Source organism: Stenotrophomonas sp. 1337 (genome assembly GCF_031455455.1).
GTDB lineage: Bacteria > Pseudomonadota > Gammaproteobacteria > Xanthomonadales > Xanthomonadaceae > Stenotrophomonas > Stenotrophomonas indicatrix.
On sequence record NZ_JAVDSR010000002.1, the window covers coordinates 92,121 to 106,190 of the forward strand.

Annotated in this window: 8 protein-coding genes; 3 read left to right on the forward strand and 5 right to left on the reverse strand. The window is 67.6% G+C overall.

The features are described 5' to 3' along the window. Positions 1–133: 133 nt before the first annotated feature. The 3 genes from J2X70_RS04355 to adh form a co-directional block, all read right to left on the reverse strand. Positions 134–523, reverse strand: a complete 390-nt coding sequence (locus tag J2X70_RS04355) for a hypothetical protein (RefSeq protein WP_025875515.1) — start codon at positions 521–523, stop codon at positions 134–136. Positions 524–628: 105 nt separating this feature from the next. Beyond that, complete coding sequence (gene adhP, locus J2X70_RS04360; RefSeq protein WP_025875513.1) at positions 629–1,657, reverse strand: alcohol dehydrogenase AdhP; 1,029 nt, start codon at positions 1,655–1,657, stop codon at positions 629–631. A 74-nt stretch (positions 1,658–1,731) separates the two neighbouring features. Further along, a complete protein-coding gene (gene adh / locus J2X70_RS04365) occupies positions 1,732–3,261 on the reverse strand; it encodes an aldehyde dehydrogenase (protein WP_080150213.1) in 1,530 nt (509 codons plus the stop codon). A 222-nt stretch (positions 3,262–3,483) separates the two neighbouring features. On the opposite strand from adh, the gene J2X70_RS04370 reads away from it, so the two are divergent. Then, positions 3,484–5,334 carry a sigma-54-dependent Fis family transcriptional regulator gene (locus J2X70_RS04370; protein ID WP_309909134.1) on the forward strand — a complete coding sequence of 617 codons (1,851 nt, stop codon included), beginning with the start codon at positions 3,484–3,486 and terminating at the stop codon, positions 5,332–5,334. A 51-nt stretch (positions 5,335–5,385) separates the two neighbouring features. On the opposite strand, the gene eda is transcribed toward J2X70_RS04370, so the two are convergent. Together eda and J2X70_RS04380 are read right to left on the reverse strand one after the other, a co-directional pair. Beyond that, positions 5,386–6,024, reverse strand: a complete 639-nt coding sequence (gene eda, locus J2X70_RS04375) for a bifunctional 4-hydroxy-2-oxoglutarate aldolase/2-dehydro-3-deoxy-phosphogluconate aldolase (RefSeq protein WP_080150216.1) — start codon at positions 6,022–6,024, stop codon at positions 5,386–5,388. After that, positions 6,011–7,030, reverse strand: coding sequence for a sugar kinase (locus J2X70_RS04380; protein ID WP_080150218.1), 1,020 nt, complete (start codon positions 7,028–7,030; stop codon positions 6,011–6,013). Before J2X70_RS04380 ends, eda begins: the two co-directional genes overlap by 14 nt. Before the next feature lie 285 nt (positions 7,031–7,315). Between J2X70_RS04380 and J2X70_RS04385 the strand changes: the two genes are divergently transcribed. Next, positions 7,316–10,078 (forward strand): TonB-dependent receptor, encoded by a 2,763-nt coding sequence (locus J2X70_RS04385; RefSeq protein WP_309909136.1) that lies wholly within the window; start codon positions 7,316–7,318, stop codon positions 10,076–10,078. 136 nt (positions 10,079–10,214) lie between these two features. Further along, positions 10,215–14,018 (forward strand): LamG-like jellyroll fold domain-containing protein, encoded by a 3,804-nt coding sequence (locus J2X70_RS04390; protein WP_309909137.1) that lies wholly within the window; start codon positions 10,215–10,217, stop codon positions 14,016–14,018. The last annotated feature ends 52 nt before the right edge of the window (positions 14,019–14,070 follow it).

Consider the following 14,070-nt stretch of genomic DNA (forward strand, 5'->3'; position numbering starts at 1 on the left):
GGTTGCCGATGTTGCCTATGTCTGGACATTCACGGGCTGAAACAGCGGCGTTGCAGTGGTAGTGCCGGCCGCTGGCCGGCAACTGCAGGATCATCGAGGTTGCCGGCCAGCGGCCGGCACTACCGGTATCCGCTCAGCGCCGATCGCGCGATGCGCGGCGGCCGAACCACCAGCCCAGCAGCAACTGCACCGGCAGCGAAACCAGCAGGCCGATGACGAACCAGTGCGGGAAGTCGCCGCCCATCACCCACAGGCCATAGCCCGCGCCGAGCACCAGCAGAGACCAGATCGAGGTGCCATGCGCGCGTGGCCAGCACGGCGCGTAATAGGTGGCGAAGGCAATGGCGGCGATGCCACCCAGCACGGTGAATGCCAGGTCCCAGCCGAGCTGGGCCTCGCTTCCCGGCGTCATGCGCAGCAGCGATGGCAGCCAGCCCGCGGCACTGCTGACCAGGGCCAGCGCGAGCAGCGCGCCGATCAGCGCGAGCAGGGAGAGAAAGACGGTCTTGAGCGTGCCGGGCATGCGCGCATTGTACGGCCGCCGGGGTGCGCGGCGCTGCCGGCAGATCGGCATGGCCGCCGTGCCCGTGGGAGAGGGAAACGGACACGGCGGCCATGCACAGGGGGGTCAGGCAGCGAAGTCGATCACCACGCGGCCTTCGATGGTGCCGGCGTGCATGCGCGCGAACACCTCGTTGACGTTCTCCAGGCGGTCGGTGCTGACCGTGGCGGCAACCTTGCCTTCGGCGGCGAACTGCAGCGATTCCTGCAGGTCCAGGCGGGTGCCGACGATCGAACCGCGTACGGTGACGCCGTTGAGCACCATGCCGAAGATGTCCAGTGGGAAGTTGCCCGGTGGCAGGCCGTTGAGCGAGACCGTGCCGCCGCGACGCACCATGCCCAGCGCCTGTTCGAAGGCCTTGGGCGAAACCGCGGTGACCAGCGCACCATGCGCGCCACCGATCTCCTTCTTCAGGAACGCGGCCGGATCGGTGGTGCGCGCGTTGACGGTGACCTGTGCGCCCAGGCGCCTGGCCAGGGCCAGCTTGGCGTCGTCCACATCCACCGCTGCCACGTTCAGGCCCATCGCGCGGGCATACTGCACGGCCATGTGGCCGAGGCCGCCGATACCGGAAATGGCCACCCAATCACCGGGCTTGGTGTCGGTGACCTTCAGGCCCTTGTACACGGTGACGCCGGCGCACAGCACCGGTGCGATCTCCACGAAGCCCACTTCCTTCGGAAGCAGGCCGACATAGTTGGCATCGGCCAATGCGTACTCGGCGAAGCCGCCGTTGACCGAGTAGCCGGTATTGCGCTGCGTTTCGCACAGCGTTTCCCAGCCACCCAGGCAGTGTTCGCAATGGCCACACGCCGAGTACAGCCAGGGGATGCCGACCCTGTCACCTTCCTTGATGTGCCCTACCCCGCCTCCCACGGCCACGACGTGCCCCACGCCCTCGTGGCCGGGGATGAACGGCGGGTTCGGTTTCACCGGCCAGTCGCCCTCGGCGGCGTGCAGGTCGGTGTGGCAGACGCCGCAGGCCTCGATCTTGACCAGCACCTCGCCCGCCCCCGGGCGCGGTACCACGACTTCCTCGATGACCAGCGGCTTGCCGAACTCACGGACGACGGCGGCCTTCATGGTTCTGTTCATGCGTGCTTCTCCGTAGTGCGCTTGCAGACAGGATGGCGCCGGCCCCATGCCCGCGCCTTGATCCCGATCAATCCTCAGAAGAAGCCGAGCTTCTTCGGTGCGTAGCTGACCAGCAGGTTCTTGGTCTGCTGGTAATGGTCGAGCATCATCCGGTGGTTCTCGCGGCCGATGCCCGACTGCTTGTAGCCGCCGAACGCGGCGTGCGCCGGGTAGGCGTGATAGCAGTTGGTCCATACCCGCCCGGCCTGGATCGCGCGGCCCACCCGGTACAGCCGCGCGGCATCGCGGCTCCAGACGCCGGCACCCAGCCCGTACAGCGTGTCGTTGGCGATCTGCAGTGCTTCTTCTTCGGTCCTGAATGTGGTCACCGACACCACCGGCCCGAAGATCTCCTCCTGGAACACGCGCATGCCGTTGTGGCCCTTGAACACGGTCGGCTGCACATAGAAGCCGCCGGCCAGGTCGCCACCGAGCGCGGCCTTGTCGCCACCAATCAGCACCTCGGCGCCTTCCTCGCGGCCGATGGCGATGTAGGACAGGATCTTCTCCAGCTGTTCGCCCGATGCCTGCGCACCCACCATGGTGTTCGGGTCCAGCGGATTGCCCTGGCGGATCGCCGCCACGCGTTCGAGCACACGCTCCATGAAGCGTTCGTAGATCGATTCCTGCACCAGTGCGCGCGACGGGCAGGTGCAGACCTCGCCCTGGTTGAAGGCGAACATGACGAAACCTTCCACCGCTTTGTCGAGGAAATCATCGTCCTCGGCCATTACGTCGGCGAAGAACAGGTTCGGCGATTTGCCGCCCAGCTCAAGCGTCACCGGAATCAGGTTCTGGCTGGCGTACTGCATGATCAGGCGGCCGGTGGAGGTTTCACCGGTGAAGGCGATCTTGGCGATGCGCGGGCTGCTGGCCAGCGGCTTGCCCGCCTCCAGGCCGAAGCCGTTGACCACGTTGAGCACGCCCGGCGGCAGCAGGTCGCCGATCACCTCCATCAGCACCAGGATCGACGCCGGGGTCTGTTCGGCAGGCTTGAGCACCACGCAGTTGCCGGCGGCCAGCGCCGGCGCCAGCTTCCAGGCCGCCATCAGCAGCGGGAAGTTCCACGGGATGATCTGCCCGACCACGCCCAGCGGTTCGTGGAAATGGTAGGCCACGGTGTCGTCGTCGATCTGCGACAGGCTGCCCTCCTGCGCACGCAGGCAACCGGCGAAGTAGCGGAAGTGGTCGGCCATCAACGGCACGTCGGCGTTGAGCGTCTCGCGGATCGGCTTGCCGTTGTCCCAGGTCTCGGCGTGGGCCAGCAGTTCCAGGTTCTGTTCGATGCGATCGGCGATGCGGTTGAGCAGCAGCGCACGGTGGGCGGCCGATGTGCGGCCCCAGGCGTCCTTTGCGGCGTGCGCGGCATCGAGTGCGGCGTCGATGTCCTCGGCGTTGGAGCGGGCAACTTCAGTGAACACCTGGCCGTTCACCGGCGAGATGTTGTCGAAGTACTGGCCGCTGCGCGGGGCGATCCATTCGCCACCGATGTAGTTGCCATAGCGCGGCTTGAACAGGGAGCGCGGATCGGTGGCATGCGGGCGGGTGGACGGTACGGCGTTCATGACGGCTCCTGCGATGGACGTGGTGTTTCCACAGGCGCAAGGACGATGCCAATCCTGGCCTGCTGCGCTGCATCACGCCTTCATCGCCCGGCCGTCGGTGATCCTGTCGCGCACCCTGCGGCAGTGCAGCAGGTATGGCCGTTGCAGGCCGACACAGGGTGTGCTGTTAATCGGGACAGGTCCCGCAACAACTGTCGCAATGTGCGACACAGGAGGCTGTCGGTGTCCCCGCTTGCTCCCGATCCCCGCCTGGGAAGTGCCCGGCGCAGTTTCTTCGAGCGCGGCGCTGCGCCCGTCGGCGCGGTGCCCGAGGCGATCCTGCATTCCTGGCAACGCTGCCAACGGCACGGCCTGCTGGTGGATGCGCAGCCGGCCGCCGAACCACTGACCGACAACCGCCTGCGCGAACTGCGCCAGCGCCGCGAGCGCCTGTGGCGACAAGCGCGCCCGGAGCTGGACGGACTGGCGGCGGAAATGACCCACAGCGGCAGCATCGTGCTGCTGACCGATGAAGACGGTTGGATCCTCGACGCCGAAGGCAGTGCCGGTTTCCTCGACAAGGCGGGTCGTGTCGCGCTGATGCCGGGCATGCGCTGGGACGAGGGCACGGTCGGCACCAACGCGATCGGCACCGCGCTGGTGGACGGGCGCGCGCTGCAGGTGCGTGGCGGCGAGCACTACTTCGCCCCGCACGGCATCCTCACCTGTTCGGCCGTGCCGATCCTCGATCCCTACGGGCAATGCCTGGGTGTGCTCGATGTGTCCGGCGACGCGCGGCTGCCACATGTGCACGCGCTGGCGCTGGTGCGGCAGGCGGTAGCGCAGATCGAGCACCGCGGTTTCGCCGACGGCCTGGCCGACTGCGAGCTGCTGCGCCTGCATCATCAACCCGCGCTGCTGGGCAGTGCGCGCGAAGGCGTGCTCGGCTTCCGCGGCGGTCGCCTGGTCGCGGCCAATCGTGCCGGCCTTGCCTTGTTCGGGCTGGATCGCCAGGACATCGGCCGCACGCCGTACGAAGCGCTGTTCGAACAACCGCTGTCGCGGCTGGCAGATGACGGCGTACTGCTTGATCGCCAGGGCCGTCGTCTGTACGGCGTGCGCGAGGCCCGTGCGTCGCGACGCAGTGTGGCTACGCCTGGACCGACCGCGCCGTTGCCGGCGAGTGCGCAGGGCCCACTGTTTGATAGCGGGCAGCAACAACAACTGGCCACCGCAGGACGCGTGCTGCAGGCCGGGTTGCCGGTGCTGCTGCAGGGCGAGACCGGCACCGGCAAGGAAGTCTTCGCGCGGGAACTGCACGCACGCAGCACGCGTGCGGGAAAGCTCTTCGTCGCGGTGAACTGCGCGGCGCTGCCGGAAGGGCTGATCGAAGCAGAGCTGTTCGGCTACGAGGAGGGTGCCTTTACCGGTGCGCGCCGGCAGGGCAGCCCGGGCCTGCTGCGGCAGGCCGAGGGCGGTACGTTGTTCCTCGATGAGATCGGCGACATGCCGCTGGCGCTGCAACCGCGCCTGCTGCGCGTGCTGCAGGAACGCGAGCTGTCACCGCTGGGCGGCGGCAAGCCGGTGAAACTGGATTTCGCACTGGTCTGCGCCAGCCACTGCGAACTGCCGCAGGCGGTGGATGCCGGTCGCTTCCGTGCGGATCTGTATTACCGCATCGCCGACCACGTGGTGACCCTGGCGCCGTTGCGGCAGCACCCCGATCGCGCTGCCGTGGTGGATGCCCTGTGGCAGCAGCTGGGACAGGGCCATGCGTTGTCGTCGCAGGCCCGCGCGGCGCTGGCCGCCCATGCCTGGCCCGGCAACCTGCGCCAGCTGAGTGCCTGCCTGCGCACGCTGGCCGCACTGGCTGAGCCGGGTCAACCGGTGGGCCCGCAGCTGCTGCCCGCGGACGTGCGTGCTGGTACGTCCACCGCGCCAGCAGTGCCTGCCAGCGGAGCATTGGAGGAGATCGCCGAGGCGGCCATGCGCCAGGCGCTGGCCGAGTGCCAGGGCAACGTCAGCGCGGCCGCCAAGCGGCTGGGAATCAACCGCAGCACCCTGTACCGCCGGCTGGGTACGCCACGCGGCTGAACGGATGCGCTGGCGCCGGGTCTGTGCCCGGCCCCAGCAGGGGCCGAGGGATCAGCCCGCCAGCACCGCGGCCTCGCGTGCCAGGCGCTCGACGCTGTCCCAGTCGCGGGTCTGCATCAGCGCGGCGGTGGTCAGCCACGAACCGCCCACGCACAGCACGTTGGGCAGATGCAGGAACTGGCTGGCGGTCTGCGCACTGATGCCGCCGGTCGGGCAGAAGCGCACATCGCCGAACGGGCCGTGCCACGCCGACAGCATCGCCGCACCGCCGGCCTGCACCGCCGGGAAGAACTTGAAGGTATCCAGGCCGTGTTCCAGGCCGACGATCAGCTCCGAACCGGTGGCCACGCCAGGCAGGTAGGGCAGATCGGCATCGCGCGCGGCGGCATACAGCCGTGGGGTCGCCCCGGGCGACACCGCGAAGCGGCCGCCGGCCTGTTTCACCGCCTGCATCTGCGCGGCATCGAGCACGGTGCCGGCACCAATCACCGCATCCGGCACGGCCTCGACCATCGCCTGGATGGCTTCCAGCGCGCGCGGCGTGCGCAGGGTCACCTCGATCACCGGCAGCCCGCCACGGAACAGCGCCTGCGCGACCTGTACCGCATCGTCGATGTCATCGGGGGTGAACACCGGAATCACCGGTGCCAGTTTCAGTACCGCACGAACGCGTGGATCAGCGCCGGACATCGAATCGCTCCTCGCCCACCAGGGCCAACACATCAGCTTCGCTGACGGGATTGAAATCGCCGGGAATGGAATGCTTCAGGCCCCCGGCGGCCAGGCCGAAGCGCACGGTGGCGTCGGCATCGAAGGCCGACAGGATGCCATGCAGGATGCCTGCCGCGAAGGCATCACCGCCGCCGATGCGGTCGACGATGCCCTGCAGCTGGCGTACCGGGGCCTGTGCGCGGGTGCCATCGCGGCCCAGCAGCAGCGCGCCCAGCGCATGGTGGTCCACGCTCAGCGTCTGCCGCTGGGTGCAGGCCATCCACTGCAGCTGCGGGAACGCTTCGAACGCGGCCGCTGCCGCCGCTTCCACACGCGCGACCACGTCGGCCTGTTCGAAACGCTGGCCGAGGATGACCTCGATATCGCGGTAGTCGGCAAAGACGATGTCGGCCTGCGCGAACAGTTCGTGCAGGATCGCCCGCGCATCGCCACCCCAGCGTTGCCACAGCTTCGGCCGGAAGTTGCCATCGAAGGACACGCGTACGCCCAGTGCACGCGCGGCGCGCGCTGCGGCCAGGGTGGCCTGCGCCACGTCCGCGCCCAGCGCCGGGCTGACCCCGGACAGGTGCAGCCACTGCGCGCCCTGCAGCAATGCGGGCCAGTCGTAGTCGGCGGCGGTGCTGTTGGCGAATGCCGAATCGGCACGGTCGTAGACCACTTCGCTGGCCCGTTGCACCGCGCCGGTGGTCAGGAAGTACAGGCCCATGCGGCCCTCGGCATCTTCGCGCACGCCGCGCGTGTCGACCCCATGCCGGCGCAGTTCGGCCAGCGCATGCGCGCCGAGCGCGTTGCCGGCAACGGTGCTGACCATGGCCACGTCATGTCCAAAGCGGGACAGCGAGACAGCCACGTTCGCCTCGGCGCCGCCGACATGCACCTGCAGCTGCGGCGACTGCAGCAGCAGTTCGCGACCGGGCGCACCCAGGCGCAGCAGCAGTTCCCCGAAACACACGATACGACCCATTTCTGCTCCTTCACGCGTGCCGCCCGCATGTGACACTGGGCGGCGTGGTAGTGGACCACGCGTGGGGCGTGGAATTGGCTAGCGGTGTCATTTCAATCCCGCCCATCCTTGCCCTTAGCCTACCAAACTGTTGGAAGCATTGTCCTGCAAGCGTCTTGGAGACATTTCAGATCTGTTGCGGTGCAAGATGCCGGATCGGGAACGTGCTGTTAACGTCCGGCCTGACCAGCGGTGTCATCCCGCTGAAACAGCCGCGATACCAGACCTTTGGGAGAGGGGAAAGGCATGCATTCTCGGAACCATGAAAAAAAGACACCGGTTACCTTGCTCGCGTTGGCCGTCGCACTGGCCCTGGCAGGCAACGCCGGCGCGCAGCAGCAGAGCGCCAACCCGAACGCCACCGACCTGGATACGGTCACCGTCACCGGCTACCGCGCCAGCGTGGAGAAGGCGCTGGACATCAAGCGCGGCGAAGCCGGCGTGGTCGATGCCATCGTTGCCGAGGACATCGGCAAGTTCCCGGACCTGAACCTGGCCGAGTCGCTGCAGCGCATCCCGGGCGTGGTCATCACCCGCGAGGCCGGCGAAGGCCGCAACATCTCGGTGCGTGGCCTCGGCCCGGAATTCACCCGAGTGCGCATCAATGGCATGGAAGCGCTGACCACGGTCGGCGCCGGTGACCAGAGCGGCGGCACCAACCGCGGCCGTGGCTTCGACTTCAACGTCTTCGCCTCGGACCTGTTCTCGCAGCTGCTGGTGCGCAAGACCGCCTCGGCCGACGTCGAGGAAGGCTCGTTGGGCGCCACCGTCGATCTGCGCACCGCGCGCCCGTTCGACTACGACGGGTTCACCTTCGCCGCCAGTGGCCAGGCCAGCTACAACGCGATGGCCGAAAAGGCCGACCCGCGCATTGCCGCACTGGTCTCCAACACCTTCGCCGATGGCACCTTCGGCGCGCTGCTGTCGGTGGCCTATTCCGAGCGCCAGGCGCTGGAGGAAGGCTCCAACACCGGTCGCTGGGCCAACGGCCCGAGCAACGGCAACTTCGCCGCGTCCTCGCCGTTCGCCGCCGCGCGTGGCGCCGATGTGTTCCATCCGCGCTTCCCGCGCTACGTGCAGATGGAGCATGAGCAGAAGCGTCTGGGCGTGACCGGTTCGTTGCAGTGGAAGCCGAACGACGCCACCGAGATCTCGCTGGATGCGCTGTACTCGAAGATCGACGCAACGCGCGACGAGCACTACATCGAGGCGATTTCCTTCAGCCGTGGCGCCAATGCGAGCGCACGCCTGTCGGGCAAGCCGACCACCATCGTCAAGAACGGCGAGATCCGCGACAACGCACTGCTCTACGGCGAATTCGACAACGTCGACATCCGCACCGAGAACCGCCACGACGAGTGGAGCACCGAGTTCAAGCAGATCGCGCTGAACGGCCAGCACCGCTTCGGTGATGACTTCACCCTGTCCGGCAAGATCGGCATCTCGCGCTCCAAGCACGAGAACCCGGTGCAGACCACCGTCATCATGGACAAGTACGACGTCGACGGTTACAGCTACGACTACCGTGGCAACAGCCGTGCGCCGATCCTCAACTACGGCATCGACCCGACCAATCCCAACGGCTGGGAACTGGCCGAGATCCGCCTGCGTCCGCAGTACGTGGACAACGACTTCGACACCGGCCAGATCGACTTCAACTGGAACATCAGCCCGGGCTTCCGCCTGAAGGGCGGCGTGCTGGCCAAGGACTACACGTTCAAGACCGTCGAACTGCGCCGCGCCAGCGAACTGGCCGTGCCCAACTTCGCCGGCGGCACAAAGATCGTGCCGGTGAACCTGACCGAGCAGGCCGGACTGAAGGGCATCAGCGGCAGTCCGTCGAACTGGGTCGTGCCGGACCTGGATGCGATCGCCGAACAGCTCGACATCTACAGCAACAGCGGCACCTTCGCCGTCGCCCCGCGCGCCAACAACGTGCGCAGCGTCGAAGAGAAGGACCGTGGCGCCTACCTGATGGGCGAGTTCTCCACCGAACTGGGCTCGCTGCCGTTGTCGGGCAATTTCGGTGTGCGCTACGTGCGCACCAAGCAGTCGGCCACCGGGCAGTCGACGCTGGCCAACGGCACCGTCGAAACCACGGTCAGCCGTACCTACGATGACACCCTGCCCTCGTTCAACCTGGTGGCGGAAGTCACCCCGGACTTCCTGATCCGGCTGGGTGCGGCCAAGGTGATGAGCCGTCCGGGGCTGGGCAGCCTGACCCCGGGCGCGACAGTGGCCGTGGCCGGTGGTGCACGCACCATCTCCAGCGGCAACCCGATGCTGGATCCGATCCGCGCAACCAATGTCGACCTTGGTTTCGAGTGGTACTTCGCCGAGGGCGCAATGGCCGGCATCGGCCTGTTCTACAAGGACATCGAGAGCTTCGTACAGACCACCCGCGAAGTGCGTCCGTACAGTGACAGCGGCCTGCCGGCTTCGCTGCTGGTCGGCACCGGCGCCTCGGCCACCGATGACTTCACCTACAGCAAGCCGGTCAACACCCCGGGCGGCGAACTGCACGGCGTGGAGGCCAACTACACCCAGCCCTTCACCTTCCTGCCGGGCAAGTGGGCCAACCTGGGCATGCAGTTGAACTACACCTGGGTGGAATCGAAGATCCAGTACATCAACGCGGCCGGGCAGCCGGTGATGAAGACCGACCTGACCGGCCTGTCGAAGTCCTCGTGGAACGCCACGCTGTTCTATGAAGGCGAGAAGTTCGCCGGGCGCATCTCGGCCACCAACCGCGATGACTACCTGACCCAGGCACCGGGCCAGGAAACCGGCTTCAACCTCGATGGCTACCACGGAATGACCGGTACCACGGTGTTCGATGCATCCATCCGCTACAAGATCAGCGACCAGCTGGAACTGAGCCTGGAAGGCATCAACCTGACCAACGAAGCGTCCGACGAGTGGGTGTACTCGCCGCTGACCGGTCGCCTGCCGCTGCAGTACACCGAGACCGGCCGCCAGTACCTGCTGGGGCTGCGCTACAAGTTCTGAGCAACGCCGACGGCGTGCCACCCGGCACGCCGTCGTTCGCCACGACCGCTGCTGCGCCGCAAGGTGCCGTCGCGGCGTGGCCTTGCTACGGTCCGGCGGCCCTCGCCGGCCGTCGCCCGTTGAAAGGAAACGCCTGATGCCGCACCGCTCGACCCTGTCCCGCTGCCTGTTGCTGGCGGTGGCCCTGGCTGCCGGCCCCGCGATGGCCGCCGCCGATGCGCCCACGCTGCTGTTCCATGTCGATGCCGGCAAAGGCCTTGAGGCCGTGGTGGCGCAGGGTGAGGCGGTGCCGAACTTCCGCGACAAGGTCGACATCGTCGACGACGGAGCGCGCGGCAAGGCCATCCAGTGGCAGGACGACGGCGTGCTGGCCTGGGATGCACCCGGCAACATCCTCGCCCAGCGTGGCACCCTCGCCTTCGACTGGCGCGCGCGCTACGCGGTGGGCGAAGCACCGTTCGTGATCTTCCGCGTCGGCTATGCCGACCACAGCAGCTGGGACATGGCCTGGCTGCGCATCGACTGGAACGGGCATGGTTTCGATGCGTTCGTCACCGATGCCAACCTCGCCCGCACGCGCGTGTCGTTCCGCATGGACACGCCGCCACGTGCGGACCAGTGGCTGCACCTGGCCTTCGCCTGGGACGAAGACCAGGATGTACGCCTGTTCGTCGATGGCCGCGAGGTGGCGCGTGTGCAGGCCAGCGGCGATTACGATGCCGCGCTGGACCAGCTCGGCCTGGCCGGGCGGGTGATGGCGCCCTACCAGGTGCAGAGCCGCTACAACTTCCTGCGTGGCAGCGATTTCCAGCACATCCGCGTGTATGACCGCATGCTCGATGCTGCGGCCGTCAGTGCGCTCGCGCGCGGCAAGGCCGCCGAAAGCGCCGTTGCCAGCACTGCCGATGACCGTGCCTGGCGCCATCGCTTCGGCTGGGAAGGCGCGCCGCCACCGCCATTGACCGCAGCCAGCACGCGCATCCGCAAGATCGAATTCGACGATGCCCGCGACCTCAAGGCGTGGATGTGGAAGGCCACCGACGGCATCGCCGAGACCACCTGGCCGGGTGTCTACAACCGCTCGCGCCTGCCCGGCCGCAACGACTATTTCCAGTTGCCGGACTGGAACACGTATGTGGAAAGCGGCCAGCATCTGGACCTGACCGTGCCGGCCGGCGAGACCGTCAACCGGGTGGAGATCCGCGGCGCGGCCTTCGGCACGCTGGCCCATGGCCGCGACGCCGCGCACGCCACCCAGGTGCTGGCGACGCGTCCGCAGGGTGTGGTGCGCAGCGTGGACGACATCCCCGCACAGACCGGTGGCGTGCTGCGCTTCAGCAACGTTGAACAGGAAACGCCGATCCAGGAGATCTGGGCGTATGGCGTGAGCGAAGGTGCCGAGCCCGACGGCACGGTCAAGCAGACCTATGTCATCGACAGCCAGGCACTGCCGGACTACACCAACCTGGACACACTGCGCCGCTACATCGAAGGCCGCTACCCGGCGGCCGAACGCAGCACGGTGATGGCGCTACCCAAGGGGGCGGGCTCGCGCCGGCGCCCGGCCGATTCGTTGCCAACGCAGCCCAAGCCCATCGTGCACGTGCTGATTCCCTCCGGCGTGGGCGATGCGCCGGCCAACCAGCCGTTGATCCGCAGCTGGGCCTACAGCTGGGAGAACATGCATGACGGCCTGGATGGCGTGGCCATCGATATTCCCGCGCTCGACCTGCCGGCCACGCACGATGGCCTGATCCCGCTGAACCTCCGCATCAAGGATCCGATCTGGCCGGCGCGCGACATGATCGATGTATCGGTCTCGGTGCAGCCGGGGCAGAAGCGCACGCTGTGGCTGGACCTGCGCGACCGCATCCTCACCGCCGACAGCCTGTGGTTGAGCATCGCCTCGGCTGCGCCCGGCTTCGACGCCAAGGCACTGGACGGTGCGCAGGTGCGGCTGGTGTTCAAGCCACGCGCCGATGCGCTCAAGGAACACGTGGCCGACCGCTTCAACCAGGTGCGCGACAACTGGGGTTTCCTCGTGGAGGAACACACCACCTCCAAGCGCCAGCGCCTGTACGCGCGCGTCTACGCGGACCTGAGCGATCTGCTGCGCGTCGACCCGGACCACGAACTGGGCCGGTTGTACTGGAACTACATCAGCTACAACAGCCAGGGGCGACCGCCGTACACCGCGCCGGAGGTGCCCAAGGGCGTACCGACGTGGGCCTTCCACCAGGTGCAGGACCTGGCGCAGGTGCGGCAGTTCGTCGACTGGTGGATCGATCAGCGGCAGGTGGCCTACGGCGATTTCGGTGGTGGCATCTCCGATGATTCCGACCTGACCCAGCAGTGGCCCGGCCTTGCCCTGATGGGCGTGCAGCCGGACCGTCTGAATGCCTCGCTGACCGCATTGTCCGACGCGGTGTACCGCAACGGCATGTTCAGCAATGGCCTGAGCACCATCGAGACCGACGAGCTGCATGCCTACGAGGAAGGCATCAACACCAACAGCGCGATGCTGTACCTCAACTGGGGCGATCCGCTGACCCTGGAACGGCTGATGGAAACGGTGAAGGCGTTCGACGAGCGCATCATCCTGCGCAACCCGCAGGGCCATGTGCTGTTCTCCAGCAACTGGTTCGGTGGCAACAAGGTCTACCGCGAACCCAACTGGCAGTGGCAGAAGCCGTACTCGTTCCCGGTGCTGCACCCGGCGTTCCTGCTGGGCCAGTACAACGCCGACCCGACCGGGCGCCGGCTGGTGATCGGCCTGGCCGATGGCTATCTGGCCCACGCCGGCACCGACGACAAGGGCCGCTTCACCCTGCCCAACGAGATCAACTGGGCCACGGGTGCGACCCGCGGCGGCGAACTCAACAACGGTTCCGGCAGCGGTGACACGATGCACACCTTCTGGGCGGCATGGCGCTGGACCGGTGATGCGAAGTACCTGCAGGCACTGGACTATCGCGTGCAGCGCGGCGGCCCCGGCGCGCTGGCCAACCTTGGCGAGAACTATGTAGAGGCACTTGGCCGGCAGCAGGACTGGTACCCGCTGCTGACCGCCGAGGCCGACGCCGGAAAGACCGGTTTCGCCAGCCTGATGGCATGGCAGGCCAGCGGCGAGCGGAAGTACATCGATGCGCTGCATGCCGAGGGCCTGCAGGCCAAGGCACAACGCGCGTACATGAACACCGAGGGCCATTGGTGGTCCGACCGGGTGGAAGCACCGAGCGAGTTCCTGCAGCGTGCGCGGCTGGGCGGCATCGCCCTGAAGCGCAACCAGAGCTGGCCCGGGCACACCGTCAGCTGGCGCTTCGATCATGAGGGCGCCGCGGAACAGGTGGCACTGCTGGTGCATGCGCCCTCGCGTGAGCGCTTCACGATCACCAGCCACAACCTCGGCGCGCGCGTGATCGCCGCCGACATGACCGGCTGGAACGTGGGCAGCGGTTCCTGGCGCGTGCGCAGTGGCATGGACGCCGATGGCGATGGCCGCATTGACGGTAGGCCGCGCGAGCGCACGGTGCAGCTGGAGACGAGTGTGTCGGTACCGATGCAGTTCCAGCCGGGTCGCACCGAGGTCTTCGAATTCGAGCGTGTGTCTGCGGGCACGCCGGTGGAAATGCGTCCGGACCTGGGCGTGGGCCGTGGCGATGTGCGGGTGGACGGGCGCCAGGTACACGTGACCGTGCATGGCCTTGGGCATGTGGCCAGCGGTGTGGGCGTGGCGATACTGGAAGATGCGCGGGGCCGCGAGATCGCACGTACCGAGGTGCCGGCGATGGCGGCACCGATCGACCTGCTGCCGAAGACGGCGGTGGTGTCGTTGCCGTTGCCGGCAGGGGATCGCGGCGGCCTGCGCGTGCGAGTTGCGCTGGCCGATGGCGGAGAGGAAGTCACGCGGCTCAACAATGTGGTGGATGTGCCGCGATGAATTCCGCCTTCCGCCGGGCATGGCCCGGCGCTACCGATGAATCGGTGGGCCA

Excerpts from the sequence above, each read along its gene's own strand:
- J2X70_RS04355 (WP_025875515.1), bottom strand. The coding sequence starts at position 523 with ATGCCCGGCACGCTCAAGACCGTCTTTCTCTCCCTGCTCGCGCTGATC.
- adhP (WP_025875513.1), bottom strand. The coding sequence starts at position 1,657 with ATGAACAGAACCATGAAGGCCGCCGTCGTCCGTGAGTTCGGCAAGCCG.
- adh (WP_080150213.1), bottom strand. The coding sequence starts at position 3,261 with ATGAACGCCGTACCGTCCACCCGCCCGCATGCCACCGATCCGCGCTCC.
- eda (WP_080150216.1), bottom strand. The coding sequence starts at position 6,024 with ATGTCCGGCGCTGATCCACGCGTTCGTGCGGTACTGAAACTGGCACCG.
- J2X70_RS04380 (WP_080150218.1), bottom strand. The coding sequence starts at position 7,030 with ATGGGTCGTATCGTGTGTTTCGGGGAACTGCTGCTGCGCCTGGGTGCG.
- J2X70_RS04385 (WP_309909136.1), top strand. The coding sequence starts at position 7,316 with ATGCATTCTCGGAACCATGAAAAAAAGACACCGGTTACCTTGCTCGCG.
- J2X70_RS04390 (WP_309909137.1), top strand. The coding sequence starts at position 10,215 with ATGCCGCACCGCTCGACCCTGTCCCGCTGCCTGTTGCTGGCGGTGGCC.